General features: G+C 63.3%; 26 protein-coding genes and 1 riboswitch. Of the genes, 13 read left to right on the forward strand and 13 right to left on the reverse strand.

All coding sequences use genetic code 11. The features are described 5' to 3' along the window. The 3 genes from ACSMXN_RS16300 (at position 1) to ACSMXN_RS16310 (ending at position 1,758) form a co-directional block, all read left to right on the forward strand. On the forward strand, positions 1–708 hold the full coding sequence (locus tag ACSMXN_RS16300) for a hypothetical protein (protein WP_022912727.1): 708 nt from the start codon (positions 1–3) through the stop codon (positions 706–708). Between the two features lie 109 nt (positions 709–817). Beyond that, positions 818–1,054 carry a hypothetical protein gene (locus ACSMXN_RS16305; protein ID WP_155958314.1) on the forward strand — a complete coding sequence of 79 codons (237 nt, stop codon included), beginning with the start codon at positions 818–820 and terminating at the stop codon, positions 1,052–1,054. An 89-nt stretch (positions 1,055–1,143) separates the two neighbouring features. Then, complete coding sequence (locus tag ACSMXN_RS16310) at positions 1,144–1,758, forward strand: hypothetical protein (RefSeq protein WP_022912725.1); 615 nt, start codon at positions 1,144–1,146, stop codon at positions 1,756–1,758. Positions 1,759–1,787: 29 nt separating this feature from the next. Here ACSMXN_RS16310 and ACSMXN_RS16315 read toward each other — a convergent pair whose 3' ends face one another. The 4 genes from ACSMXN_RS16315 to ACSMXN_RS16330 all read right to left on the reverse strand — a co-directional run bounded on the left by ACSMXN_RS16315 (position 1,788) and on the right by ACSMXN_RS16330 (position 5,062). Further along, complete coding sequence (locus ACSMXN_RS16315; RefSeq protein WP_022912724.1) at positions 1,788–2,735, reverse strand: ROK family glucokinase; 948 nt, start codon at positions 2,733–2,735, stop codon at positions 1,788–1,790. 2 nt (positions 2,736–2,737) lie between these two features. Beyond that, on the reverse strand, positions 2,738–3,154 hold the full coding sequence (locus ACSMXN_RS16320) for a hypothetical protein (RefSeq protein ID WP_022912723.1): 417 nt from the start codon (positions 3,152–3,154) through the stop codon (positions 2,738–2,740). After that, positions 3,154–4,488: an ArsA family ATPase gene (locus ACSMXN_RS16325; RefSeq protein WP_022912722.1), complete on the reverse strand. Its 1,335-nt coding sequence runs from the start codon at positions 4,486–4,488 to the stop codon at positions 3,154–3,156. The genes ACSMXN_RS16320 and ACSMXN_RS16325 overlap by 1 nt, the downstream gene beginning before the upstream one ends. Before the next feature lie 136 nt (positions 4,489–4,624). After that, a complete protein-coding gene (locus tag ACSMXN_RS16330) occupies positions 4,625–5,062 on the reverse strand; it encodes an SRPBCC family protein (RefSeq protein WP_022912721.1) in 438 nt (145 codons plus the stop codon). Positions 5,063–5,293: 231 nt separating this feature from the next. Here ACSMXN_RS16330 and ACSMXN_RS16335 point away from each other — a divergent pair, with 231 nt between their 5' ends. Further along, entirely contained in the window at positions 5,294–7,120 is a 1,827-nt protein-coding gene (locus tag ACSMXN_RS16335; RefSeq protein WP_022912720.1) for an AMP-dependent synthetase/ligase, read from the forward strand. Here ACSMXN_RS16335 and ACSMXN_RS16340 read toward each other — a convergent pair. From ACSMXN_RS16340 to ACSMXN_RS16355, 4 genes are all read right to left on the reverse strand, one after another. Further along, a complete protein-coding gene (locus ACSMXN_RS16340; protein ID WP_022912719.1) occupies positions 7,111–8,238 on the reverse strand; it encodes a glycosyltransferase family 4 protein in 1,128 nt (375 codons plus the stop codon). The two genes, ACSMXN_RS16335 and ACSMXN_RS16340, sit on opposite strands and share 10 nt — an antisense overlap. An 82-nt stretch (positions 8,239–8,320) precedes the next feature. Further along, positions 8,321–9,724 (reverse strand): hypothetical protein, encoded by a 1,404-nt coding sequence (locus tag ACSMXN_RS16345; protein WP_155958313.1) that lies wholly within the window; start codon positions 9,722–9,724, stop codon positions 8,321–8,323. Then, complete coding sequence (locus ACSMXN_RS16350; protein WP_155958312.1) at positions 9,721–10,797, reverse strand: C40 family peptidase; 1,077 nt, start codon at positions 10,795–10,797, stop codon at positions 9,721–9,723. The genes ACSMXN_RS16345 and ACSMXN_RS16350 overlap by 4 nt, the downstream gene beginning before the upstream one ends. Before the next feature lie 15 nt (positions 10,798–10,812). Then, a riboswitch (cyclic di-AMP (ydaO/yuaA leader) is annotated at positions 10,813–10,996 on the reverse strand. A 157-nt stretch (positions 10,997–11,153) separates the two neighbouring features. Then, entirely contained in the window at positions 11,154–11,396 is a 243-nt protein-coding gene (locus ACSMXN_RS16355) for a hypothetical protein (RefSeq protein ID WP_051148840.1), read from the reverse strand. A 247-nt stretch (positions 11,397–11,643) separates the two neighbouring features. Between ACSMXN_RS16355 and ACSMXN_RS16360 the strand changes: the two genes are divergently transcribed. The 4 genes from ACSMXN_RS16360 (at position 11,644) to ACSMXN_RS16375 (ending at position 14,942) form a co-directional block, all read left to right on the forward strand. Further along, complete coding sequence (locus tag ACSMXN_RS16360) at positions 11,644–13,452, forward strand: DEDD exonuclease domain-containing protein (RefSeq protein ID WP_455407603.1); 1,809 nt, start codon at positions 11,644–11,646, stop codon at positions 13,450–13,452. Between the two features lie 50 nt (positions 13,453–13,502). Continuing rightward, positions 13,503–13,790, forward strand: coding sequence for an Lrp/AsnC ligand binding domain-containing protein (locus tag ACSMXN_RS16365; RefSeq protein ID WP_027139303.1), 288 nt, complete (start codon positions 13,503–13,505; stop codon positions 13,788–13,790). 138 nt (positions 13,791–13,928) lie between these two features. Beyond that, positions 13,929–14,153 (forward strand): hypothetical protein, encoded by a 225-nt coding sequence (locus tag ACSMXN_RS16370; protein ID WP_022912713.1) that lies wholly within the window; start codon positions 13,929–13,931, stop codon positions 14,151–14,153. A 111-nt stretch (positions 14,154–14,264) separates the two neighbouring features. Further along, the gene (locus ACSMXN_RS16375; protein ID WP_022912712.1) at positions 14,265–14,942 is read left to right on the forward strand and encodes a DUF4166 domain-containing protein; all 678 of its coding nucleotides are present in this window, start codon (positions 14,265–14,267) and stop codon (positions 14,940–14,942) included. On the opposite strand, the gene trpD is transcribed toward ACSMXN_RS16375, so the two are convergent. Beyond that, the gene (trpD, locus tag ACSMXN_RS16380; protein WP_022912711.1) at positions 14,939–16,015 is read right to left on the reverse strand and encodes an anthranilate phosphoribosyltransferase; all 1,077 of its coding nucleotides are present in this window, start codon (positions 16,013–16,015) and stop codon (positions 14,939–14,941) included. The genes ACSMXN_RS16375 and trpD overlap by 4 nt on opposite strands. 30 nt (positions 16,016–16,045) lie before the next feature. After that, positions 16,046–16,474: a hypothetical protein gene (locus ACSMXN_RS16385; protein WP_022912710.1), complete on the reverse strand. Its 429-nt coding sequence runs from the start codon at positions 16,472–16,474 to the stop codon at positions 16,046–16,048. A gap of 124 nt (positions 16,475–16,598) precedes the next feature. On the opposite strand from ACSMXN_RS16385, the gene ctaE reads away from it, so the two are divergent. The 4 genes from ctaE to qcrB all read left to right on the forward strand — a co-directional run bounded on the left by ctaE (position 16,599) and on the right by qcrB (position 20,967). Next, positions 16,599–17,249, forward strand: coding sequence for an aa3-type cytochrome oxidase subunit III (ctaE, locus tag ACSMXN_RS16390; protein WP_022912709.1), 651 nt, complete (start codon positions 16,599–16,601; stop codon positions 17,247–17,249). Positions 17,250–17,423: 174 nt separating this feature from the next. Next, the gene (gene qcrC, locus ACSMXN_RS16395) at positions 17,424–18,227 is read left to right on the forward strand and encodes a cytochrome bc1 complex diheme cytochrome c subunit (protein WP_027139300.1); all 804 of its coding nucleotides are present in this window, start codon (positions 17,424–17,426) and stop codon (positions 18,225–18,227) included. Continuing rightward, positions 18,224–19,318, forward strand: coding sequence for a cytochrome bc1 complex Rieske iron-sulfur subunit (gene qcrA / locus ACSMXN_RS16400; protein WP_022912707.1), 1,095 nt, complete (start codon positions 18,224–18,226; stop codon positions 19,316–19,318). Before qcrC ends, qcrA begins: the two co-directional genes overlap by 4 nt. After that, entirely contained in the window at positions 19,318–20,967 is a 1,650-nt protein-coding gene (gene qcrB, locus ACSMXN_RS16405) for a cytochrome bc1 complex cytochrome b subunit (protein WP_022912706.1), read from the forward strand. Before qcrA ends, qcrB begins: the two co-directional genes overlap by 1 nt. Before the next feature lie 80 nt (positions 20,968–21,047). Here qcrB and ACSMXN_RS16410 read toward each other — a convergent pair whose 3' ends face one another. After that, a complete protein-coding gene (locus ACSMXN_RS16410) occupies positions 21,048–21,686 on the reverse strand; it encodes a helix-turn-helix transcriptional regulator (protein ID WP_196811231.1) in 639 nt (212 codons plus the stop codon). A gap of 84 nt (positions 21,687–21,770) precedes the next feature. On the opposite strand from ACSMXN_RS16410, the gene ACSMXN_RS16415 reads away from it, so the two are divergent. Beyond that, positions 21,771–22,400, forward strand: coding sequence for a class I SAM-dependent methyltransferase (locus ACSMXN_RS16415; RefSeq protein WP_027139298.1), 630 nt, complete (start codon positions 21,771–21,773; stop codon positions 22,398–22,400). A gap of 56 nt (positions 22,401–22,456) precedes the next feature. On the opposite strand, the gene ACSMXN_RS16420 is transcribed toward ACSMXN_RS16415, so the two are convergent. Further along, positions 22,457–22,879, reverse strand: coding sequence for a cytochrome c oxidase subunit 4 (locus tag ACSMXN_RS16420; protein ID WP_022912704.1), 423 nt, complete (start codon positions 22,877–22,879; stop codon positions 22,457–22,459). A 13-nt stretch (positions 22,880–22,892) separates the two neighbouring features. Next, positions 22,893–23,876, reverse strand: a complete 984-nt coding sequence (gene ctaC, locus ACSMXN_RS16425; protein WP_022912703.1) for an aa3-type cytochrome oxidase subunit II — start codon at positions 23,874–23,876, stop codon at positions 22,893–22,895. Positions 23,877–23,910 lie beyond the last annotated feature (34 nt).

Here is a 23,910-nt window from a genome sequence, read left to right on the forward strand (position 1 = left end):
ATGACTGGTTCCGCATCCGCCCATCGTGGACGTCGAGACAACGGCCTTGACTCGGAGAAGTTCTCGCCGGTCGCCGACGTCGATCCCAGACTGGCAGACCACCTGCTTGACGTTCTCGGTTTGCGCGACGTCCCCGCATATGTCGAACCAGCTCCAGCGACGAGCCCCGCGCTCGCGGACCGGTTGTACGTCGCCGCGGAGCTCACGGCCGAGGCGCGTGAGGTCTTGGCAGCTATCGCGGCGGAACTCGGCATCGAAGTCGCGAGGCACGGTCATCAAGGTTTTGGCGAGAACGACGACCCGCTCGAAGAGCGATCGGCGCCACCGGATCCGTTGAAAGACATCGACACCGACGCCGAGTTCAATGCGATTGTCGCGGGCCTGAACGATATTGACCGTCCGCTGTTCGAATTCACGGTTTCGCCGGCTGCCCACGCCGTGGGCGACACCGATCGGGAAGAACCGGTCGAGCACTTTGTACCGCCGGTCCCACCACCACTTCCTCGACCGGCGGGCGGTACCGCCCTCGCAGTGTTGGTGGTTCTGCTCGGCATTGCGTTGATCGCTTTCGGCGGCCCGCTGGGACTCCCCACCGATTTCCCTTTGCCCGCCGGCGTCGTATTGATTCTTTTCGGCACCGTCCTGCTGATTCTTCGGTTGCGGCCAGAGCCGCGAGATGATTCCGATGATGACGGAGCAGTCGTCTGAGGCTGCTGTGACGTGAGTCATCTCGTCCCACACCGTTCGCCTAACGTCCACTTCATGGTGTCTGGCCTGAAACCTGCCGCGCGGAATGTGGAGCGCGGAGGTGGTAGCCATGATGACTGCCGAAGAAACGGTGTTTATCCTGTGGTGCCGGCTGACCGGCAACGAGCCCACAGATTTCGGCGACGACGAGCGCGAGGCCTTCATCGCCCGACCGCAGGTGACCGAGCTCGCCCAAACGCCCTACGCGGTTCTGCTGGACGCAGGCATAACCGCGGCCAGGCGCGGGTCGCTCCCCCTGGAGCGTTGGCTTGGTGCGGTTCGCACCGTACGACCCGTCGGCGCCTGAGCAGCCCCACCGACCAGATCGCTGCCTGACCAGATCGGATGCCTGACCAGATCGCTGCATGAACAACCCCCTCGTAGGGTGTCCATGTCATGGATAAAGCGGGCAGCGGTCAAACGGGCAGCGGTCAAACAGGCAGCGCCGCCACAAAACCCACTTCCTCGACGGAGTTCGCTCGACGCATCTTGGCGATCCGACGTGCTCGCCCGAGCTGCGGCGCGGTCACGGTCGTAGCCATCGACGGTGGCGCGGCATCGGGCAAGACAACCCTGGCCGCGGCGCTCGCACAACAATTCGTCGCCAGCGCCACCGTGCATACCGATGATTTGCTGAACGGCTGGGCCGATCAGTTCGGGTTCTGGTCACGGTTGCGCGAACAGGTCCTGCGTCCACTCGCAGCAGGTCGCGCGGGTCATTATCAACGCTATGACTGGAATCTAGGACGGTTCCAAAACGAGTTCGTGACGGTGCCGGTGGTGCCAACACTGTTCGTCGAAGGTGTTTCGGCTATCGAGGCGTGCGCATCGTGGTCAAGTTACGGCGTTTTCATCGACGTCAGCCGGCAGGATCGTGAGCTCCACTGGCGTCGCCGCGACGGCGAACTAGGCGATGAGGCGCGTCGATGGCTGGACCGGGAGGACGAGTACTTCGCCTCGAGATCAATCACGGCGGACTGGGTTGTCCAGCGAGGCGATAGCTTGCCTTAGCTGATAGCCGAGATGGCGCGGACCGATCCCTAGTTACCCCGACGAGCGAGGTCGGCTGCTCCTACCAGTCCCGCCTGCGGTCCGAGTTCAGCGAGTCTGACCGCGGCCACGGGTCGAAACCCGCGGCCCGTCAGCGACTCTGCGAAGGCTTGCTTCGCGGGCTCCAGGAGAAGCAAGCCTGCTTCGGACACACCTCCGCCAATGACGAACACCGACGGATCGATGATCGCCGCAAGATTTGCCATCCCGCGGCCCAGCCAGCGGCCCATCGTCGTGTAGATCTCGATCGCCGACGGATCACCCTCCCGCGCAGCCTGCGTCACGACAGCGCCAGTCAACCGATCGAGATCGCCTCCGGCCAGCCTCATCAGGTGGTGTGCCGCCACTGGCGATACGTCGGCCAACTCTCGGGCGTCCCGAGCCAGGGCGCGACCTGAGGCGTACATCTCCCAGCAACCCCTGTTGCCGCAAGCGCAGCGACGCCCGTCCGGAACGACAGCCATATGGCCGTACTCGCAAGCGATCCCGTACGCACCCCGAAACAGGACACCACCGACCACGAGTCCGCCACCGATACCGGTGCCGAGTGTGATCATGATCGCGACCGGATGTTCGCGGGCGGCGCCGAACCGATACTCGGCCCAGGCTGCAGCGTTGGCGTCATTCTCGACAACCACCGGCACTCCGATCGCCTCTGCCAGGGCATCGCGAAGCGGCTCATTGCGCCACGCCAGATGCGGCGAGAACAGCACAGTCGCTCGGTCATTGGCTATCCAACCTGCGGCGCCGATACCCACTGCCGAAACAGCGTGCCGGCTGCTGAGTTCAGTGACCGCGTCAGCTATAACCGCTTCGGTCTGGGCGACATCATCGCCCGGCGTTAGACGCCGAGTCGTCTCGATGACCTGACCGGATTCATCCACCACGCCCGCGAGCACCTTCGTGCCCCCGATGTCGACGCCGATCGCAAGAGACATCGTCAGCGCTCCTCAGCTGCGGAGTCGAGATTGATCTTTTGGACACGTGGCCTCGCTGAATCCTCAGCTTTCTGATCGGTCGGCTCGCTCGTTGCCCCGGCTGTTGACAACGCGTCCCCCAGAGCGTGCAGAAGGCCGGCGAATGCGCCCTGGACTTCGGTTACCCGCTCGCCCAGCTCAGGACGGTCGCCGCGGATCACGCTGATCAGCTGACACAGTGGACACCGTGCGCACTCTGGCGCGCCGGTGGCGATCTTGGCAGCGGAATCACCCAGGTTGGTGTGGAACCAGTCCTGCGCTGCCGCGATCAACTTCGCAGCCTCGTCTCCCAGGGACCCGACAGAGGCAGACTGTGCGGTCCCGCCAGAAGATCCCGCCGTGGCCGCATCTGGCTCGGGGCCAGAACTCTGATCGTCCATCATTGCCTCCGCCAGTAATTCGGATCTGGCACGAACCGTAACGAGAGCAGGCCATCGGACACACTGCCAGATGACACCGAACATCTGCGAAGCGCACTCGGCAGGGTCAAAACGCGCCGATGACCGGAGACGGTGACCACAAGATCGTCGCCGCTCCGGCTCGCCTCGACCTGGCCCTTGGCAGCGAGGGGAAGGGAGATCGTCAGCACGAACTCCCGACCGGCGCCGACCGGCGTGGAGTCGGTCATCGGCGAGTCCTGCGACCCGGAACTAGCTGCTGTCGAGTTGGGCACTGCGGTCACGGTGAGCAGTGGTCGCGCTGCGATCGGCGCCGCGGGATCGTGGCCGGGCAAGACGTCATAAAGGTCATCGGCAACCTGCCTGAGCGCGTCCAACCCGACCGGCTCGGCTGGACGGTAAGCCGCCTCGCGTATCGATAGTCCGGCGAAGGAGTCCGCGATGAAGTCCAATTGCTCGCGCTGGGCAGCTACCCATGCTCGTTGCCAATCCGACGCGTTGGGCTCCCCGAGCCTGGAGCGGCTCCGTCCGTCGCCCGTCGCTGAAGGCTGTCGCGCGCTCACTTCTGGCAACGGAAATACTCTGTTGGCCACGACCTCATCGACTTGGTAGCCGTAAAGCGAGAGCGCAGTGAACATCCGCCGCGCTTCCGCTGTGACAACGGCTTCGGGTGTCAGGACGAGACGCACCGACGTTACCGCCGGGTCAGCGAGCATTTCGCGCACCGCCGCGAGGTCCTCGGCTAACCGCACAATCGCGCCGAAGGCAGCGTCAGAAGGGATTGCCGCACGGCGGCCCAGGATCGAAGCGAGCGGACGCATCCCGCGAGCGAGGTTGCGGTGCAGCGGAAATACCTTGCTGAGATACCACCCCAAAGCCTCGGGCAAAGCGAGCAGTCGCAGGGTTTCGGCAGTCGCGGCGCAATCGACAATCAGAACGTCCCACTCGCCGGATTGAGCCAGCTCATGGACAGCCAGCAGGGCCAGAACCTCGTCGATGCCCGGCAGGACCGTGAGTTCCTCAGCCGTAATCGGATCAAGGCCACCTTGCGCCAACACGTCGAGGAGATACTGCTGGACATCTCGCCAAGCGACTTCGAACCGCCGCTGAGTGTCGATCTCAACAGCCTTCAGGCCTGGTGCGACCTCGGTTGGCTCCCGAGATAGACCAACGCCGAGGGCATCCGAAAGCGAGTGAGCGCCGTCTGTCGAGACGAGCAAGGTCTTCATGCCTCGATCGGCCAGGCGCAGACCCGTAGCGGCTGAGGTGGTGGTCTTACCCACACCGCCCTTACCAGTGAAGAGAATGATTCGCATGCGCCCTCGCTGGCGCTCGGTCGATGCTCACCCGAGGTCGCCTCAGCATCACCACTCGGCTACCCACGGCCTCCGCTCCTCCCTCGCTAGCGCTCGGTCGATGCTCACCCGCGGTCGCCTCAGCATCACCACTCGGCTACCCACGGCCTTCGACACGCTTTTTTAGCTCTTTCAGGGCGGTGTCCATGATGACTTTCTCCGCCTTCCTCTTGAGCATGCCGAGCATCGGGATACTCAGATCCACGGTCAGGCTGTAGGTGACCTCAGTCTGGTCGCCGTTGGCCGCTAAACTATAGGAACCGTCCTGTGCCTTCTGCATCTGTCCTTTGACCAGCGTCCATGAAACCTGACGGTCGCCGTCCCACGTGTAGGCAAGTTCGTATTCGTCCCGAATCGCTCCAGCATCGATCTTGAAGGCGACCTGCTGTGCCCGTCCTTCGGGGCCGGCAACTGTAACGATCGCCGACTTGACCGAACCCGCCCATTGCGGATAGCTGGCAAAATCTGCGATGACCGCCATCACTGCTGACGGCGGCGCATCCACGGAGATCGACTGCGTTGACTGATCGGCCATGCGCGAAGGCTACCGCCGAGCGATGCAAGCAGGACGCACGGCACCTTTCAGTGCTGTGCCACCGTAGTGGCGGCGCGGCCGACGGACACCAGTTTCTGGGTTAATCAGAGCTTCGGAAGGATAATGAATGCGTACCGTGACCGGTATAGCGATCCGAAGTCAGTGTCCGAGGGCTGAAGAAGAAGTTATCGTTCGGTACGAGCAGACCTCCCGCGAAAGGTGCGTAATCGAGTGCGCGAGCTGACCATCCCGAGCGCCGGTGTGCCGAAACAGAACAGCGCCGCCAGATACGTCTTCGACAACGCGGTGGACCGACCGGAGAACGTCGCGATCAAGGTGCGCGGAACCGACGGCTGGTCGGACGTGACGTCGGCTGAATTCGCCAATTCGGTGATAGCCATCGCCAAGGGCCTGCTCGCCGCTGGTATCGATGCAGGCGATCGCGTCGCCCTCATGAGCAAGACCCGATACGAATGGACCTTGTTCGACTTCGCGATTCTCGCTCTTGGCGCCGTGGTGGTGCCCATTTATGAGACGTCATCGGCCGAGCAGATCGAATGGATCATGACCGACTCCCAGGCCAGGGTGCTGATCCTCGAGAGTGCCGCCCACGCTGCGCTTCTCGAGGAGGTTCGGGCAAGGATCCCAGACCTCGAACATGTCTGGCAGATAGAGGCTCAAGCCGTCGAACAGCTGACCGAGGCAGGCTCAGCCATCGACACTGCTGAGGTCCACAAGCGCCTCGACGCGACCGTTCCTGGCGACCTTGCATCGTTGATCTACACCTCCGGGACCACCGGTCGGCCCAAGGGTTGCGAACTCACGCACGCAAATTTCTTGGCCGAGGTATTCGAGATCGTGAGCGGGCTCGACCACCTGTTCAACGAGGACTCCTCGACGCTGCTCTTTCTGCCGATCGCGCACGTCTTCGGCCGGGCGATCGAGGTCGGCGCGATAGCGACAGGCACCACGCTTGGTCATACCGGAGACATCGCGAACCTCATCGCAGATCTAGGCTCCTTCAAACCGAAATTCGTACTCAGCGTGCCCCGGGTCTTCGAGAAGGTCTACAACACGGCTAAACAACGCGCGCAGGCGGACGGCAAGGGACCGATCTTCGATCGGTCAGAACGCGTTGCGATCGCCTATTCCGAGTCGTTGGATGAACGTGGCCCGGGAATCGCACTCAAGGCACAGCATGCAATTTTTGACAAACTCGTCTACGGAAAGCTGCGCGCGGCCTTGGGCGGCAGGTGTGAGGCCGCGATTTCCGGTGGCGCGCCTCTCGGGGCGAGGCTCGGGCACTTCTTCCGCGGGATCGGCGTGACAACCTACGAGGGATATGGCCTCACCGAAACCACCGCGGGCATTTTCTTGAATGTGCCCGACCGGGTGAAGATTGGGACGGTCGGTCGGCCTGTCGGTGGCACGAGTGTCCGGATTGCCGAAGACGGCGAAGTGTTGCTGTCGGGCCCGGTGGTCTTTCCCGGCTACTGGCGCAACGAGTCTGCAACGGCCGCCGCCTTTGAGGAAAGCGCGGGAAAGCGATGGTTTCGTACCGGCGACATCGGCGAGATTGACAACGACGGCTTTCTCAAGATCACCGGACGCAAGAAGGAACTCATCGTTACGGCGAATGGAAAGAATGTGGCGCCGGCGATCTTGGAAGATCGTGTCCGCGCGCATTGGCTGATCAGCCAATGTCTCGTTGTCGGCGACCAACAACCCTTCGTAGCCGCGCTGATCACCATCGACCCCGATTCGTTCCCGACGTGGCGGGACAAGGCTGGCAAGCCAGCTACCGCCACGCTTGCCGAGCTTGTGGATGATCCGGACCTGAACGCCGAAGTTCAGGTGGCAATCGACGACGCGAACAAAGCAGTCTCCCAGGCCGAGGCGATCAAGAAGTTCACCATCCTGCCGGATGATTGGACGGAGGCGACTGGTGAACTCACGCCGTCGCTAAAGCTCAAGCGCAACATGGTCATGGCACAGTTTTCGGACGAGATCGCTACCTTGTATTCGGTCGATTCGCGGCCCGCACGCGATCAGAGTTGAAGTAACTCAGCAAGACGTTCGGCTATCGTGTCCCACTGCCACGCCTCTTCGACCCACTCGCGGCCCGCTTTACCGTAGTTTGCGGCTAGGGCGAGGTCCGTCAACAACCGCCCCACTTCGCTCGCCACGGCTGCTGCGCTCGTCCCGTCGACCACCCGGCCGGTGACGCCGTCGCGCACAGCGTCCGGCGCTCCACCAGAATCACCCGCAATTACTGGAAGTCCGGACGCGGATGCTTCCAAGAACACGATGCCCAAACCCTCGACGTCCATGCCGAAGCGGCGGGTGCGGCAAGGCATGGCAAAAACATCCCCGGCGGCGAAGTGCGCGGGGAGCTCTTCGTGATCGACGCCGCCGGTGAACACCACGTGTTCGGTGACACCGAGGCGAGCCGCAGCAGCACGGAGGTCCTTCTCATACGGACCTTTGCCTACCAGAAGTAAGGCGGCTCCCGGCGCTGCCCGCCGGATTGCCGGCAGCGCCGCAACGAGAGTGTCCTGGCCCTTGCGGGGCACCAGCCGAGAAACGCACACGACGACCGGACGGTCCTGCAGTCCATATCTCTCGCGGATTGCGGTGCCGCTGACGTCCGGATTGAAGGTCGCCGGATCAACGCCTGGCGTCAACTGACGCATGGTCGCCCTCGGGCCAAAGGCGGGCGCCAGCCGACGGCGTGTGTACTCCCCCAAGTAGGTGACTACATCTACTGAATTGCCGATCCGGCGCAGCGCTTGACGAGCAATCGGAAGCATCGTCCAGCCAACTTCATGTCCGTGCGTAGTCGCGACCAGGCGTCGCACTCCAGCGGTCCGAAGGGCCGGTGCGAGTAGGCCGAGTGGCGCGGCCGCGCCGAACCACACCGAAGTCGCACCGAACTCTCTAGCCGCCGCCAGCACCCGGCGGCGTGCGCCGGGCGTTGGTACCAACAGTCCTGTCGGATGCCTCAGGACCGGAAATGACAGCTCACCATCGAAGGCGTTGGCCTCCGGGAAGTCCGAGCAGTACACCGCAAGCTGACCGGCAGGCAGACGGCGAGCGAGCTCATAGACGAACGATTGAATCCCACCTTGACGCGGCGGAAAGTCATTCGTAACGATCAGAAGCTTTCTAGTATTCATCGCAGGGCAGCGTACTGTTCGCGACGACCATCGACGCGATGAGATACGCGACGCCGTCTGGTCATTCTCATTGCGGTGGACCTCATTTCAGCTCGCCGCGAAGCTCGGCCTGCCAAGCGCGGGTGAATTCGGTCAGACTGATCCCGAGCACAGACCGCAGCGCCGCCTCGGACGCGTTCGCGGGATCCGATCTCGCCGCGAGGCTGACGGCCTTATAAAAGCGGACCAACCCCTTCTGCCCGACCCGCTGCGCTACGAGCGTGCAGGCGAGCCAGGACTCCTCGTAGACCTGAGGTAGCCGGCTGTTGGAGCCATCGAACTCAGCGTTTGACGGAAGTGCGCCCGGTATGCGGCCCTGACGGATCTCAGCAGCCAGCTCTGATGCCGATTGCGCCGTCGCAATGCCTGAATCCAGGTTCCCCACATAGTCGGCAAAGCCCTCGACGACCCAGCTCGGCATCTGGTTGGAGGTCGAGGCTCGCGCCGCAATGTGAGTTAGCTCGTGTCGTATGACCAGGCGCCGTCCCGATGCGTCCATCCGCGCCAGCGTTATCGGATTGAGCACGATGCGCGCACCTAACACCGTGCCGTCGGCCTGCACCCGGTCAGCCACGGAGAGAGCAGCGATGTTGCTCACGTCACCGCTATCACCCGTCAGCGCGATGAACTCGGCTTCGGTACTGGGGATCAGAACGGCGACGTGGCTGTTCCAAGCCGGACCCCAGATTTCGGTAACGGCCGCGATGGAATCCTCGACCAACTGGCCGTAGCTCTGAAGGTCGGCTCTCTGAGCGGGATGCGACAGCACAAGGGTGTGCGTTCCCGTCCGCACGCTCAGCGGGCCAAAGTCCCATGGACCCATCCATGAGTGGTCGCCCGCCGGTTCGGCGTCGGTGTCGCCGGCAATCCGCCAGCCGTTGGCACGCTTCACTAGTGTGAGCCACTCGTCCTTCGAGGTGGGTAGTAGATCCACCCGATCAAGCGCATAACTGAGTTGGACGTGCAGAACGACCACCCTCGCACCCAATCGCTCGGCCGCTGCGTCGAGAATCTCGGCGCTGGTGATGGGGGCAGTCAGCGAATACCGCCACGTTTTCACGGGCACCTGAGCGAGGTTGGCGAAGACAGCGCGCTGCCGCGAGTAAAAGTCGGCAGCGCGGGAATCCGCATCGAGACCAGCTGCCCACGACGAGCCGTCCCGCGCTAGGAGCGCGGCGGCATGAGCGTTGAGCGCACCCAACGCCTGCTGCATCTCGGCACCCGTTGGGGCGGCGGCGTCCGCGGCCAGGCGGGCGTCGCCAGAGTGGGGACGCAATGATCGGACCACCCAGAACGCCCCGCAGACCAACAGTGCAACTGCGATGAAGGCGATCAAACGTGTGGGCCGACCGCGCCGAGCTAGCGGCGGCGTTTGCCTCGCAAGCGAAACGCCAGCGGGCGGGGCCGTTTCCGGCTCCCGCCCGCTGGCGTCTGTGCTGGAGGTCACCCGACGCGGGTCGCGCCTGAGTAATCGCTCATGTTGGCAAGTGGGCTGATCTTCACGACATCGCCAGTGGTAGGCGCGTGGACCATCATTCCGTTGCCGATGTAGATGCCAACGTGGTACGCCGGTGAGCCGAAGAACACCAGATCACCCGGCTGCAGTTCACTCTCGCTGACCGGCGTGCCGAGACCTTGCTGCTCGGCGGATTGGTGCGGCAAGCTGACGCCCGCCTGGCCCCAAGCCCACATGGTCAGACCGGAACAGTCGTAGGAATCCGGCCCCGCAGCACCCCACTGATACGGCTTGCCCTGTTGCGACAATGCGGCGGCAACCGCGGCGGCAGCGCCCTTCGAAGTCGAGACCATGGGCGTGGCAGCAATCTTCACCTGTTGCTGCTCGACCTGTTGTATTTGGACCTTCGTTGGCGTAGGCGCGGCCTTGGCCAGGAAGGCAGCACGCTCTTCAGCGGAAAGGCTGTTGAACAAGGACTGTTGCTTCGCGATGTCTCCTGCTACTGCGGCGCGTTGCTGGTCAACGCTGGCGCGCAACGCGAGAGAGTTGGCCACGAGTTGTTTGGCCTTCGCCTCGGCCTGCGCGAGGGTGACAGTGGCATGGCCCGCAGCGACAGCGACCTCTTTCTGGTGCATAGCGAGGAAGCTCAGCGACTGCATCTTCTCCAGGTAATTCTGGCCGGAGCTGCTGTCGAGCAGTGCTGCCGTCCGGCTGAACGACGCTCCCCGGTACTGGGCGGCCAGCGACGTCGCAAGCGCATGTCGGGCAACGGTCAACGCGGTCGCAGCAGCGACCGCGGCTTTGTCCGCTTCCGCGGCAGCTTTTTCCGCCTTGGTCACATTGATCTGGGCGAGGTTGTATTTCTCGGCGAGCTGCTCGTTCGAGATCGCGAGCTGCGCGAGTGTCACTTTGACTTCGGCGGAAGTCTTTGGAGCAGCCGGCGGCGTCGGCGTCTGCAGATGAGGGGCGGCGGTTGCGGCAATCGGAGCGACCATTACTGCGCCGACAAGGAGTGCTACGCCCAAGATCACGCGGGGCAAATGTGCCGTACGAGTCAACGCCACGGTTGGCGGAACTCCTCTTCCACTCGACCGCCTACCGAGTTAGCTGTCGGGTTCGGGCCTGGAAGTTGCCCTACGACGCGGCCTTCACGACCAGCGGAGCGAGTTCTCGTTTCGCTCGTCGCAACAGCGCGTCGATTCACCCCAGTAACCTGGGTCCCCGGCTCGACATTGTCGGACCTGATCAAGGCAAGCGATCAGATTCGATCAACTGGACGTCGACTCGGCGGTACCTTTCGGCGCTCCCCGGTTCAGAGAGTGATTCACCGGAAGGTCTCGGAAAGGTTACGTTACGGCCACGAGGCAGGGCAATCCATGGTCGGCGTGTCCCGGGGGATTGATGTCGCATAGGGGCCAAATCATGCGATTGCACTCCGCTTGGGTTCGCCGGTTGCAGCAGGCGGCGGAGCCGCGACCGGCCCGGGCGTCGTTGGCACCAGGCGCAGTGGGGGCAACAAGCCGGCGCCGGCGAGCGCTCCCAATGCGTTTTGCTCGGGTCCGTCGAGTTCGACGGACCCCTGCCTTGGCCCGAGGAGAACGGTCATCACGCAATCGCCGCACGCGATGTCGCGAACCGCACAGGTGTCGCAGTCGATGAGCATGCTCATTACCTCTCTGCGGCAATCAGCCAGCGTGTGCGTCTCGGGCCTCCTAGCCTGCCCAAGCCGGCGAATACCGCTTCTGAATGCCGCCCGTGGAGTGATGCTTTTGTGAATGCCGTTCAGATTTGGCCGGCATCAACACCGTAGAAAGCACCTACGACAGTTTTCGGAAACCACAGTTATCGGTCACCCGAGCGCACGGCCGGGTTGGTCAGTTCCGTCGTACCTCGGCGCTAGCGTCCCGAACGTGCCCACCATTCAGAGCAGGCCGGTGTTCCCGCCGGCGCCACCGCCGCAACGGCAGCCGCCTTACGTGCAGTTGAATTTCGACGAGTTGGACGAGCCATTACGGTCAACCACGTTCGTCGTTGTCGACCTCGAGACCACGGGCGGCGCTGCCGGGTCTGACTCGATCACCGAGATCGGCGCGGTGAAGGTATGCAACGGCGAGATCCTCGGTGAGTTCGCGACGCTGGTAGATCCCGGTGAGCCGATCTCACCCTTCATCAGCGTCCTCACCGGTATCACCGATCGCATGGTCGCTCAGGCGCCCCGCATCTCTGCCGTGCTCCCCTCTTTTCTGGAGTTCGCGGCCGGCTCCGTTCTGGTTGCGCACAACGCACCCTTCGATATCGGTTTCTTGAAGGCGGCCTGCGCGGCACACGGCACGCGCTGGCCGAACTTCGCCGTTGTCGATACCGCAGTGCTGGCTCGACGCATCCTGACCCGCGACGAGGTTCCCAACTGCAAGCTCGCGACGCTGGCCGGCTTCTTCCGCGCCACCACCACGCCCAATCACCGTGCCCTGTCCGATGCGCGAGCCACCGTCGACGTTTTGCACGGTCTGGTCAGCCGATTGGGCGTGCTCGGTGTGCACTCATTGCCCGAACTTCGTGCCTTCACCGCCCAGGTGAGCGACGCACAGCGCCGCAAACGCCACTTGGCCGATGACCTCCCACACGCACCAGGCGTATACGTGTTCTCCGACAGCGCCGGTTCGCCGCTCTACGTCGGGACGAGCAAGGACCTTCGCAGTCGCGTGCGACAGTATTTTGTCGCCTCTGAGACCCGTTCAAGGATGGGCGAGATGGTCGGACTGGCGGAGTCTGTGGACGCAATCGTGTGCGCGCACGCCCTCGAAGCGCAGGTACGTGAGCTCCGGATGATCACGGCCCTGAAACCCCGCTACAACCGTCGCTCCAAGAACAGCGATCGGACGGTCTGGCTGAAATTGACCCACGAGGTGTTTCCACGCCTGTCAGTGGTTCGAGAGGTCAAGTCCGACGGCGCCGACTATCTGGGGCCCTTGCGATCTACTCGCCAGGCCGAGCAGCTGCGTGACGCGATTCATGACGCCGTTCCACTACGTCAATGCACGGAACGGCTCTCGCCAGGGCGGGCCGTCCGTTCGGCCTGCACGCTGGCAGGCATCGGCAAATGCAGCACACCGTGCGAGGACAGGGTCACTCCTGCTGACTACGCCCAGCTCGTCGCCAAACTTGTCGAGGCGTGGCGCTCAGACGTTGGCAACCTCATCGGACCACTTCGCGATCGACTGACTGCGCTTTCTGCGGCACAGCGTTACGAAGAGGCCGCGCTGCAAAGGGACAGAATCGCCACATTGGTTCGCAGCTGCGCGCGCACTCAGTCGCTGACAGCGATCAGCACAATCGATGAGCTGGTCGCCGCAAGACCGGACGGTGCTGGCGGCTGGGACCTTGCCGTGATCCGAAACGGCCGACTCGTCGCAGCCGAGACCGCACCGCGCGGCGTGCCTCCGATGCCGATTGTCGAGTCGATGGTCGCGACCGCCGAGGCCCTGCCGACGGCCAGCGGCCATGCGCTGTTCGCAGTGGTCGAAGAGACCGAGATTCTGCTGCGCTGGCTGGGCGAATCTGGCGTCCGTCTCGTTCGGTGCAGCCAGCCGTGGGCCCTACCCGCTACCGGCGCAGCTCGCCAACGCAGCTGGCTAGCCTCAGCCACCGCAGCCGGACGCCGGGTGAATCCGTTCGTGGACCGACGCAGATTGCCCTTGGTCGCTCGACCAGTGCGATGATCGCGCAGTTCTCGCCGAACGGCTGGCATGACTGGCCCTACGATGAGCGGGTGATTACCTCCATCGTCATGATCAGCGTCGAAGCCAACCGCATCCCCGAGGTCGCGCAGGAGATCGCCGACATTGACGGCGTGAGTGAGGTGTACAGCGTCGCGGGCGACGCCGATCTCATTGCGATCGTTCGAGTGCGCGAATTCGAGCACATCGCCGAAGTCATCGCCGGCCGTCTCAGCAAGGTCGAGGGCGTACTGCATACCGACACCCACGTTGCGTTTCGTGCCTATTCCCAGCACGACCTGGACGCCGCATTCTCGATCGGATACACCGAACCTTCGTAGCGCTGCCTCCCAGTCACGACTCGTGCTGGTGGCGGAGCCGCCAGCGGTCGATCCAAGTGCATCTCTTGCGCCGAACGTTTCTTTATTGGAGGCTCGCCGCATCAGCACCGCTCCGCAAGGAGGACGAGGAGGCACGAAATGGCAGTTCAGGCCAATCTGTCCAAGGCCCTCGACAAGTCGTATGAAGACAAGACCGTCAAAGAAGTTCTGGATGCGCCACCGTCGGCCCTCGCAGGTCTGACAACCGAGCACGACGCCGTCCTCAAGGAGAAGTTCGGCATCGACACGGTCCGTGAACTCGGGTCGAACAAGTACTTCGCCCTAGCGGGCGTACTGGTCGCCCTTGAGAACAAAGAGGGCTAACAAAGCGGGCCGAGAGTGGGGGGTAGCCAGCAGCTCGCCACCTGCGAACGCCAGCACCGGGAACGCCTGCACCGGAATGCCCGCACGGGAAACTAGGAGCAGGATCACCGCGTGACCTCGATATTCCAGCGCGCTCTCGGTAAGGACTTTGCGCTGCTGCATCCGAAGCTACAACGGCGACTGAGCATGTCCAGTGCAAGCGGGACAGCGCAGATCGGTGGCGGAGTCATGACGCATTTGACCCGGGGGGCGCTGGCAGCGCGGCCGATCGCGCTCGCGGGCCGACACCGGCGACTGGAGTTGCCGGCTTCGGGTGCCGACGTCGCATATGACCTTGCCAACTACGCGTACCTCGACACCCTCGGCCGCGAGACATTTGCGTACTCGCGCCGATTTCACCCTGCCGGTCGTGAGAACCGTTTCGATGACACGATGATCTTCAGCGAGAACCGCGGCTGCATCGTCAACTACCTGGGTTCACACCAAGACATCGCAGCTGAACTACAACTGTCCGTAACCCCCGACGGCGGCATCCGCATGCGCGGCGGCGATCAGCGCCTATATCAAGGCAGGTTCGGGATGAAGCTTCCGCGGGCGTTGGCCGCCACCGCGGAGGTGGTCGAGTCATTTGACGTTGCGGACGACCGGTTCACCATCTCGGTCGAGATCAAGGCTGCCCGCGCGATGCTGTTCGGCTATCGCGGGTGGTTCCGGGTAGCCGATGTCGAGACCAAGCCCGCTCAGATCCCACTTGAGGTACGACCGGACGTGGAGCGTCGCCAGGATTAACCGCCCGCCACGCGCTGACTTGATTCGACCCAACGCTCCAACAGCCGAGCTGCGGCACCCGAGTCAATCGACTTCGCCGCGATCGGTAGTCCGTGGGCGATGGCCGCCTCGCCCGAGGAGACCACTTGGTCAAAGGCCGCGATCGCCGCGGCTGCATTGAGTAATACGGTGTCTCGGATCGGGCCGCCCTCGCCGCCGAGTACTCGATGCACTACATCCGCGTTGAAGTCCGCGTCTCCCCCGCGAAGTGACTCCGGCGTCGAAGGCGCCAGGCCGAACTTCCTGGGGTCGAGAACCTCGGCCGTTACCTCGCCGTTGTCGACAAGCCAGAGCCGCGACGTTGTCGTTGTCGTGAGTTCGTCGAGGCCATCGTCGCCGCGAAAGATCAGCGCGGTGTCGCCACGCGCGGCGATCACCGCGGCCATCACCGGGGCCATGCGCAGATCGGCGCAGCCGATCGCCGCGGCCGCCGGCCGTGCAGGGTTGGTGAGCGGCCCCAGCACGTTGAATGCCGTGGGCACGCCGATCTCACGGCGTGTCGGCCCGGCATGGCGCATTCCAGGATGGAAGACCGGAGCGAAACAAAAGCCAATTCCGACCTCTGCGACCGTCGCCGCGACCCCGTCCGCGTCCAGGTCGATGGCAATCCCAAGTCGCTCGAGGACGTCTGCCGCACCGCACAACGACGATGCGCTTCTACCGCCGTGCTTGACCAGTTGTCGCGACGAGCCCGCTACAACCAACGCGGCCATGGTGGTGATATTCACGGTGTGGGCACCATCACCGCCGGTACCGACGAGGTCGACCGAGCGACCGTCTACCAGAACCGGTTTCGCTCGGTTGAGCATCGCCTGAACCAGTCCAGTCAGTTCATCAACGGTCTCGCCTTTGGCCCGCAGCAGGACGGCAAAGGCAGCCAGCTGCGCCGAGGTGGCCTCACCGGCCATGATCTCGTTCATGGCCCACGCGGTCTGATCCGAGCTCAGCGCGCGACCAGCCACCAGCGCGGACAGCAACTGGGGCCACGTCGACGTTGTCGGTGATGGCGCGCTCGAAGCGATGGCGTCAGCCATGGGGCGAAGCCGTTCTGCCGGGGCTGAGGTTCAGCGGATGACGGGAATGGCCGCAGCGTGCGCCCGAAGGGTCTCGGCTACGATCGCGGCGGCTGCGACAGGGTCGATAGGACGGACGATCACACCGTCGGCCTGCGACCATGAGGCGAGCCAGCGGTCAACCTCACGAAGGATCAGGACGATGATCGGCGGGCAGTCGGTTATCTCGTTCTTGAACTGGCGAGACAGGCCGATGCCACCTGTGGGCTGGGCATCTCCGTCGAAAATCGCAAGATCGATGTCTCCGGAATCCAGCTGATCCATAACCTGGCTGTAGTTGGCGCATTCGATCCAGTCGATCCGCGGCAGATCCCTCGCGGCACGCCGCCCGACAGCAGTGCGAACCGAGCTGCGAACCTCGGCATGCTGGCTGTAAACCAGGATGGACACGTTCGCGGCGTTGGCTGAAGTACCGGTCATTTGGGCATCGTATCGGTCGTGGCTGGGACGACGTTCACGCCTTACCCCCGCGAAAGCAAACCCAGCGACGCGCTGGGCCGACCCCGAACCAGCCAAGCGGTTTGGATCAGGCAATAATGCGGGGGTGACCTCGACTGCACCGGCTTCTGCCGCTGAGCGCTTCCCATCGTCCAGGGTTCATTCCCTGACGCGACCGAACCTGGTCAGCGTCGGGACGATCGTCTGGCTGTCCAGCGAGCTGATGTTCTTTGCCGGGCTGTTCGCCATGTATTTCACGGTGCGCGCCAACAACCTCAACGACTGGCCGGTCACCCACCTCAACGTCTGGTACGCGACGCCGTTCACCATCTTGCTCGTCGCCTCTTCCGTGACCTGCCAGATGGGTGTGTTCGACGCGGAGAAGGGCAACGTCTACGGCCTGCGCCGGTGGTTCTTCCTCACGTTCATAATGGGCCTGATCTTCGTGCTCGGTCAGGCGAACGAGTACCGCATGAACGTCAACGAGTATCACAACTCGGCAATCGTCAACGGCGTGCACGAGGCCGGCATGACCCTGTCTTCATCGGGTTACGGCTCAGTCTTCTACCTGACAACCGGCTTTCACGGATTGCACGTCATCGGTGGGCTGATTGCATTCCTGTTCTTCCTGGCAAGAACGGCGCTGGGGCGATTCACCCCGGCGCAGGCCACCGCCGCCATCGTCGTGTCGTACTACTGGCACTTCGTCGACATCGTCTGGATCGGGCTGTTCGCAACGATCTATCTGATCCAGTAGTCCCGCCTCCGAAGCACCTGCTCGGAACGTACTAAGTACGGCGATCACGAAAGGATGTCCATGAACGACGACAGCGTCGACGCGGACAGCGAGCTCGGCTTCGAACCGGCCGTAACTGACGGCAACCTGTTGCCGGCCGGCGACCCTGGTGTCGGCAAGACCGGCAGCTCGGCGATGTGGAAGAAGAGCCCGAGTCGTCGTCGCGGCAGCCTTCGCCGCAAGGTGACCAGTGTCGCGATCCTGATCGGAGCCCTCGCCGCTGTCGGTGGTTGCTACGCGCTCCTCGCGCCCTCTTCCGGTGCCGCCGATACCGCTGTGAGCGCACAGGACGTCGAAAAAGGACGTCAGCTCTTCGAGACCAGCTGCATCACCTGCCACGGCGCCAACCTGCAAGGCGTGACCGGTCGTGGGCCCTCACTCGTCGGTGTCGGTTCGGCTTCGGCCTATTTCCAACTCAGTACCGGTCGGATGCCCGCTGCCCTCCAGGGCGCCAACAACGTTCGCAAGACTGCAATGTTCGACGAGACCGAGACCGAGCAGATCGCCGCTTACGTCGGGTCCGTCGGCGGCGGCCCTCAGGTCCCACCCGCGGGTACTGATCTTCGTGGCGACTCGAGCAACATCTCTGCAGGTGGCGAGCTGTTCCGGCTGAACTGTGCGTCCTGCCACAACTTCGCCGGCAAGGGCGCACCGCTGTCTGCTGGAAAGATCGCACCAAGCCTGAACCATTCGACTGATCGGCAGATCTACACAGCAATGCAGTCCGGCCCCGAGAACATGCCGGTCTTCTCCGACAACCAAATCACCCCGGACCAAAAGAAAGCCATCATCAACTACATCCAGACTCTGAAGGCGTCGAAGGATCCTGGGGGTGCCGGTCTAGACCGCATCGGGCCAGTGTCTGAGGGCCTGCTCATTTGGACGGTCGGACTCGGGGTTCTGATGGTGGCGATTCTCTGGATCGGACGTAAATCGTGAGCATCGATACAACAAAGGGTTCTCACCCCGGCACTAATGAGCCGGTGCCGTTGACGGCCGACGAGCTCGCCGAAATGACGCCTGAAGAGGCGATGATTGCCGGTGCCGAGGTCGACGGTGTCTATCTTGTCCACCGGCGAGAGCGGTTCCCGATCGCAGGGACGAGATCTGAGCGCCGCGCCGAGCGCACCATCGCCGCGCTCTTCGTGATTGCCTTTCTTTCAGCGGTGGCATTCATCGTCGTGTTCTGCGGCGCAGTGCCATTTGAGTGGCATCTGCCGACCGAGGGCAATCAAGACTTCCGGTTCTTCACCCCCCTGCTCGGATTCACCCTTGGGCTTTCTCTCGCGTGTATCGGCATCGGGGTAATCCTCTGGGCCAAGTGGCTCATGCCCGAAGAAGAAGCCGTCCAGGATCGGCACGACGAACCGTCGCCGGAAACCGAACAGATCATGACCGCGAAGACCTTGGTCTCAGGATTCAACGACCTCGGAGTCGCGCGGCGGTCGATGCTCAAGACGACGATCGGGCTAGCCGGTGGTGCGCTCGCCGCATTGCCGCTGGTCGCACTGGTCGGCGCCATGATCAAGAAGCCGAACAGAGGGCCGGGCCAAAGTCTCTTCCACACGCTTTGGGCCGCTGGCGTACCGGTGGTTTACTCCGATGGCCGACGGGTCAGCACAGACGACATCCTGCCCGGCGGGATCGAAACGGTGTTCCCCGGTGTCCCCGGCGGTGTGAAGGCCGGCGACTCGCCGACGCTGCTCATCCGGCTGCGCCCGGGGCAGGTTGTGCAGGCCAGACCAGGCCAGTCCAGCTTCCAATGGGGCGACTACATCGCGTTCTCGAAGATCTGCACGCACGCCGGCTGCCCGGCGTCGCTGTACGAGCAACAGACCGGCCGGTTGCTGTGCCCGTGCCACCAATCGCAGTTCGACGTCCTTCGGGACGCCAAGCCCATCTTCGGGCCAGCCACTCGCAGCTTGCCCAAGCTGCCGATTGGTGTCGAAGTTGTCGACGGTAAGCAGTACTTTGTGGCCAGGGGAGACTTTCCCGAGGCAATCGGTCCAGCATTCTGGGAGCGGCCCTGATGACTTCCATAGACGAGTCGCCAACTGTGCCGAGTCCGCGGCGTTACGAGAAGCCGCGGACACCACACGGTAAAGCAGGAAAGTGGGCCGAGGAGCGCCTCGGCCTCGCGGCCGGCGCACGTAAACAGCTCAACAAGGTCTTCCCGGACCACTGGTCATTCATGATGGGCGAGATCGCCCTCTATTCGTTCATCATCCTGATCCTGACCGGCACCTTCCTGACCTTCTTCTTCGACGCGTCGATGACGGACGTCCGTTACGACGGCTCATACATTCCCCTGCAGGGTGTCGAGATGTCGCGGGCATACGCCTCAACGCTGCACATCTCATTCGATGTCCGCGGTGGCCTGATCCTTCGCCAGATTCATCACTGGGCGGCGCTACTGTTCGTCGCCTCCATGACCATCCACATGTTCCGAGTCTTCTTCACGGGTGCGTTCCGCAAGCCTCGCGAGATGAACTGGCTGATCGGCATCGGCCTCATCACTCTCGGAATCCTGGAAGGCTTCGCGGGTTACTCCCTGCCGGACGACCTGCTTTCGGGCACTGGCCTGCGGATCGCGGAGGCGATCATGCAGTCCATCCCCGTCATCGGCACCTGGGTAGCCTTCCTTGCCTTCGGTGGCAAATTCCCGGGAACAGAGATAATCGGGCGGCTGTATATCGTCCACGTGCTCCTCGTACCCGGGATTCTCGCTGGTCTGATCGGCGCCCACATGGCACTGCTGATCAAGCAGAAGCACACCGAATTCCCCGGCCCGGGCAAGACCGAGCACACCGTGTCCGGCGAGCGCATGTACCCGACGTACGCCGCGAAGGCCGGCGGTTTCTTCTTCATCGTCTTCGCTGTATGCGCCGCTCTCGGTGGCCTCGCTCAGATCAACCCGGTCTGGCTCTACGGTCCATACAATCCCGCGCAGGTCTCCGCGGGCTCGCAACCCGACTTCTACATCGGATTCCTCGACGGTTCCACCCGTCTGTTCCCATCCTGGGAGATACGACTGTGGGACCACACCATTCCGGCGGTTTTCTGGCCGACGGTGGTGCTCCCTGGCATTCTGTTCACCCTCGCGGGCGCCTATCCGTTCCTCGAGGCCAAACTCACCAAAGACCGAGCTAAACACAACCTGCTACAGCGACCGCGGGACGTGCCAGTTCGAACCGGCCTCGGTTCGATGGCGATCTCGTTCTATGCCGTATTGCTTCTGTCCGGCGGCAACGACCTGATCGCGAAGTCCTTCGACATCTCGCTCAATGCGATGACCTGGGCTGGTCGTATCGCCATCCTTGTTGTGCCTCCGCTGGCATACGCCGTCGCGTACAAGATCTGCCTCGGCCTGCAACGGCATGACCGCGAGGTCCTCGAGCACGGCATCGAAACAGGCATCATCAAGCGGCTGCCGAACGGTGAGTTCATCGAGATCCACCAGCCACTCGGACCGGTCGACGATCACGGGCACGGACTGCTGCAATACGCGGCGACACCGATCCCGAAGAAGATGAACAAACTCGGAAACCCCCATCGGACGCGAGTCAAGGGCTTCTTCTTCCCGGTGCGGGAGAGGGCTGAGATCGAGGCCGAACTGGCTGCCCTCGAACAGGCTGAGGCGGAGCAGCACGCTGCCAAGCAGGGTGAGCTGACCGAGTAACTCCAGCCGTAGCCACCGACACCGGATCCGCGCCTCTCGAACCCAGGTTCGAGAGGCGCGGATTTGTCTGTATCAGCAGCTCATTGTTCGAGGACGTTTGCGCCCGCAGTCACGTTCCGTCCGCACTCCCACCCGCCGCACTCTCGCCGGCCGATCCGCCAGTGGGCGCGTTCGCCGTCACGGTCGAAGATCGTGAGGATCTCGACCGGGCCTGTCTGCGTCCCGATGGAGTGCGGGGTCATCGTGGAGAACTCGGCAGCATCGCCGGCTTCTACGGTGATGCGCCGCTCGCCGAGATGCAGGACCGCGGTGCCCGAGAGCACGGTGAACCATTCTCGCCCGGGATGCACCGCAAGGTGGCCTGGGCCGATGCGTCGTTCGCGGGTGATCCGCATCTTCGCCACCAGACTGGCGCCAGGTTGCGGTGACTCTCTCGAGAGCAACCAGGTAGTCAGGCCGGGTTCCTGATGTGGCACTGGCCGGATGATCACATCTTCGTCCTCGACCGACTCGACGAGGTGGTCGATAGTGGTGCCCAAGGCGCGAGCGAGCGGGACGAGCTGGTCGAGGCCGATGCGACGCTGACCGGTCTCGATGCGGCTCAGCGTGGACGGGCTCATGTGGCACCGAGCGGCTAGCGCGTCCAGGCTCCACCCGCGGGCTTGACGGAGGCCGCGAATGCGTTGACGGACCACCTGGGACAGATCGATTTCCGGCACGAGCGTGATGTTAGGCCGTCGCAGGCTCTTGCCAAAATCGCATGAGTCCTTGCGGATAGGGGGTGTCGCATTACGGTGGCAGTCATGACACCGGACCGCGACTTCGACGCGCAGTGGTGGGAGCAGCACTACCGAGGCACAGTCGGAAGGCTGAGTGGTACGCCGAGCGCCCAACTGGTCGCGGAGGTGGCCGGAGTTTCTCCGGGGACGGTATTCGAGGCAGGCTGCGGTACCGGCGCCGACGCCGTTTGGCTCGCTCGTCAGGGCTGGGTCGTCACAGCAGTCGACATCTCACCAACCGCTGTGCAGCGTGCCCGAATGCTCGCCGTACAGCACGAGCCTGAGGCGAGCAATCGCATCTCCTGGCTCGTCGCCGACCTGACCGCGTGGCAGCCGCCGCGCCAATACGATCTAGTCGTCAGCCAGTATGTCCACCCCGACATGCCGTTCGGAGAATTTGTCACTCGGCTTGCCCACACTGTTGCCGAGGGCGGCACGCTGCTCATCGTCGGACACGACCGCGACGACAGCCACTCAGCGGCCCACGCGCCCCAGACAGCCTCGATCGCACTCGACGCTGTTATCGGTGCGCTGGAGCCCAGCGAATGGCACCTGGCCGTCGCTGAGGGCCGGACACGTCAGGTCACTCGCGGCGCCACCACGCTCAGCATCGCCGACATGGTTGTAAAGGCGTATCGCAACCGTTCAGCGTGAAGCGCAGAGCAGCCCGGACGCGGCGAGGCGAGGCGAACGAGGCCCAGAGATCAGGACTAACGAAGCGGGGCGCGCGCACCGACGTAGTACTCAAAGAGCAAACCGGCTACAGACGTCAGGATCAGTACTACTCCGACCCCAACAAGCCAGAACTGAACGAGCGCGAAGCCGACACCGGTTACCGTCGCCGAGAGCGCGATGCCGATGGGCCAGTAGCTACCAGGTGAAAAGAAGCCGAGTTCGCCGGCTCCGTCCGCGATCTCGGCGTCATTGCGGTCTTCCGGGCGGTCATCGATACGACGCGAGACGAACCAGAAGAACGATCCGCCCAAGCCCAGCAAACCGCCTGACAGCAGCAGACCGGCCGTGCCCGCCCACTCGACCGAGCCCATATCGTGCTGTGTCCACCACGCGTAGACGGCCGTGATGATGAAACAGAATAGGGCGATCCCCAAGAAGATCCGTGCTTCGAGTTTCATGGCTGGTTGCCCCCTAGCTCGACTTGGTATCGCACGTGGTCGCCTCTGAGGCGGCCTTGGCGGAGCGATTGGTGTTGAACGGATGCGTTGTCGTAGCGCAAGGTGACCCGCCGATCGCTACCAGCGCCTCGCTCTGTCGATTCGGATCCTGGGACCCGATCTTGCTCAGGGCGTCCAGGTACTTTGTGTAGTCCGCATCGGAGACAACGCGGACCTCGAAGTTCATCTGGGAGTGATATGTGCCGCAGAGTTCGGCACAGCGGCCCACGTAGCTACCCATCTTGGTCGCGGTGAACTCGAATCGGTTCGGGTGCTTAGGGTCGCCGTTTGCGTCAGTGCCGTAGGGAATCACGTCGCGCTTGAACAGGAATTCGGGCACCCAGAACGAGTGCACGACGTCCTCACTTACCTCGACGATCTGCACCTTCTTGTTGACTGGCAAGACCAGAACCGGAATCTCCGTCGAGCTTCCCACGGTGGAAAGCGGTGTGCCGACGCCTGGATCTGCGACGCCGCTGCCGTTCTGGGCGTTGTAGGTCGTCGCAACGCCATCGGTTTTCTGATACTCGAATTGCCAGTTCCACTTGAACGCGTCGACCTGGACGACAGCGTCCGGGTTGGGCGAGAGCTTGTCGACGTAGTTCTCCGTGATCGCCGTGTAGTAGAAGAGCACCGCGATGATCAGGAAGGGTGCGATTGAATATGCGATCTCAATTGGCAGGTGATACTTGAACTGCTCGGGCAACACGTCGTTCCTGCGGCGATAGCGGCCGCAGGCCCAAAAGATCAAGCCCCACACAATCACGCCAACCACAAGCGCGGCCACAGAGGACCACGTCCACAGAGTGCGCATCCGCTCGGCTTGTTTGGTCACTCCCGTCGGCCAGCCGAAGCGGAGTTTCAGCTCCACGTCGTGGGCCGAACAGCCAGTGAGTAAGACGGTGGATCCCGCGAGGAGACCGAGCCGCGACAGACGTGACCGGAGCTTGCGCTGCACTGGCGAGACCGCCTTCCTCTACAACCAAGGCACA

The sequence above is a fragment of the Parajatrophihabitans canadensis genome (assembly GCF_053764775.1).

What these genes read in the sequence shown, in the direction of transcription:
- ACSMXN_RS16300 (WP_022912727.1), top strand. Translation starts at nt 1, where the DNA reads ATGACTGGTTCCGCATCCGCCCATCGTGGACGTCGAGACAACGGCCTT.
- ACSMXN_RS16305 (WP_155958314.1), top strand. Translation starts at nt 818, where the DNA reads ATGATGACTGCCGAAGAAACGGTGTTTATCCTGTGGTGCCGGCTGACC.
- ACSMXN_RS16310 (WP_022912725.1), top strand. Translation starts at nt 1,144, where the DNA reads ATGGATAAAGCGGGCAGCGGTCAAACGGGCAGCGGTCAAACAGGCAGC.
- ACSMXN_RS16315 (WP_022912724.1), bottom strand. Translation starts at nt 2,735, where the DNA reads ATGTCTCTTGCGATCGGCGTCGACATCGGGGGCACGAAGGTGCTCGCG.
- ACSMXN_RS16320 (WP_022912723.1), bottom strand. Translation starts at nt 3,154, where the DNA reads ATGGACGATCAGAGTTCTGGCCCCGAGCCAGATGCGGCCACGGCGGGA.
- ACSMXN_RS16325 (WP_022912722.1), bottom strand. Translation starts at nt 4,488, where the DNA reads ATGCGAATCATTCTCTTCACTGGTAAGGGCGGTGTGGGTAAGACCACC.
- ACSMXN_RS16330 (WP_022912721.1), bottom strand. Translation starts at nt 5,062, where the DNA reads ATGGCCGATCAGTCAACGCAGTCGATCTCCGTGGATGCGCCGCCGTCA.
- ACSMXN_RS16340 (WP_022912719.1), bottom strand. Translation starts at nt 8,238, where the DNA reads ATGAATACTAGAAAGCTTCTGATCGTTACGAATGACTTTCCGCCGCGT.
- ACSMXN_RS16355 (WP_051148840.1), bottom strand. Translation starts at nt 11,396, where the DNA reads ATGCTCATCGACTGCGACACCTGTGCGGTTCGCGACATCGCGTGCGGC.
- ACSMXN_RS16370 (WP_022912713.1), top strand. Translation starts at nt 13,929, where the DNA reads ATGGCAGTTCAGGCCAATCTGTCCAAGGCCCTCGACAAGTCGTATGAA.
- trpD (WP_022912711.1), bottom strand. Translation starts at nt 16,015, where the DNA reads ATGGCTGACGCCATCGCTTCGAGCGCGCCATCACCGACAACGTCGACG.
- ACSMXN_RS16385 (WP_022912710.1), bottom strand. Translation starts at nt 16,474, where the DNA reads ATGACCGGTACTTCAGCCAACGCCGCGAACGTGTCCATCCTGGTTTAC.
- qcrC (WP_027139300.1), top strand. Translation starts at nt 17,424, where the DNA reads ATGTGGAAGAAGAGCCCGAGTCGTCGTCGCGGCAGCCTTCGCCGCAAG.
- qcrB (WP_022912706.1), top strand. Translation starts at nt 19,318, where the DNA reads ATGACTTCCATAGACGAGTCGCCAACTGTGCCGAGTCCGCGGCGTTAC.
- ACSMXN_RS16415 (WP_027139298.1), top strand. Translation starts at nt 21,771, where the DNA reads ATGACACCGGACCGCGACTTCGACGCGCAGTGGTGGGAGCAGCACTAC.
- ACSMXN_RS16420 (WP_022912704.1), bottom strand. Translation starts at nt 22,879, where the DNA reads ATGAAACTCGAAGCACGGATCTTCTTGGGGATCGCCCTATTCTGTTTC.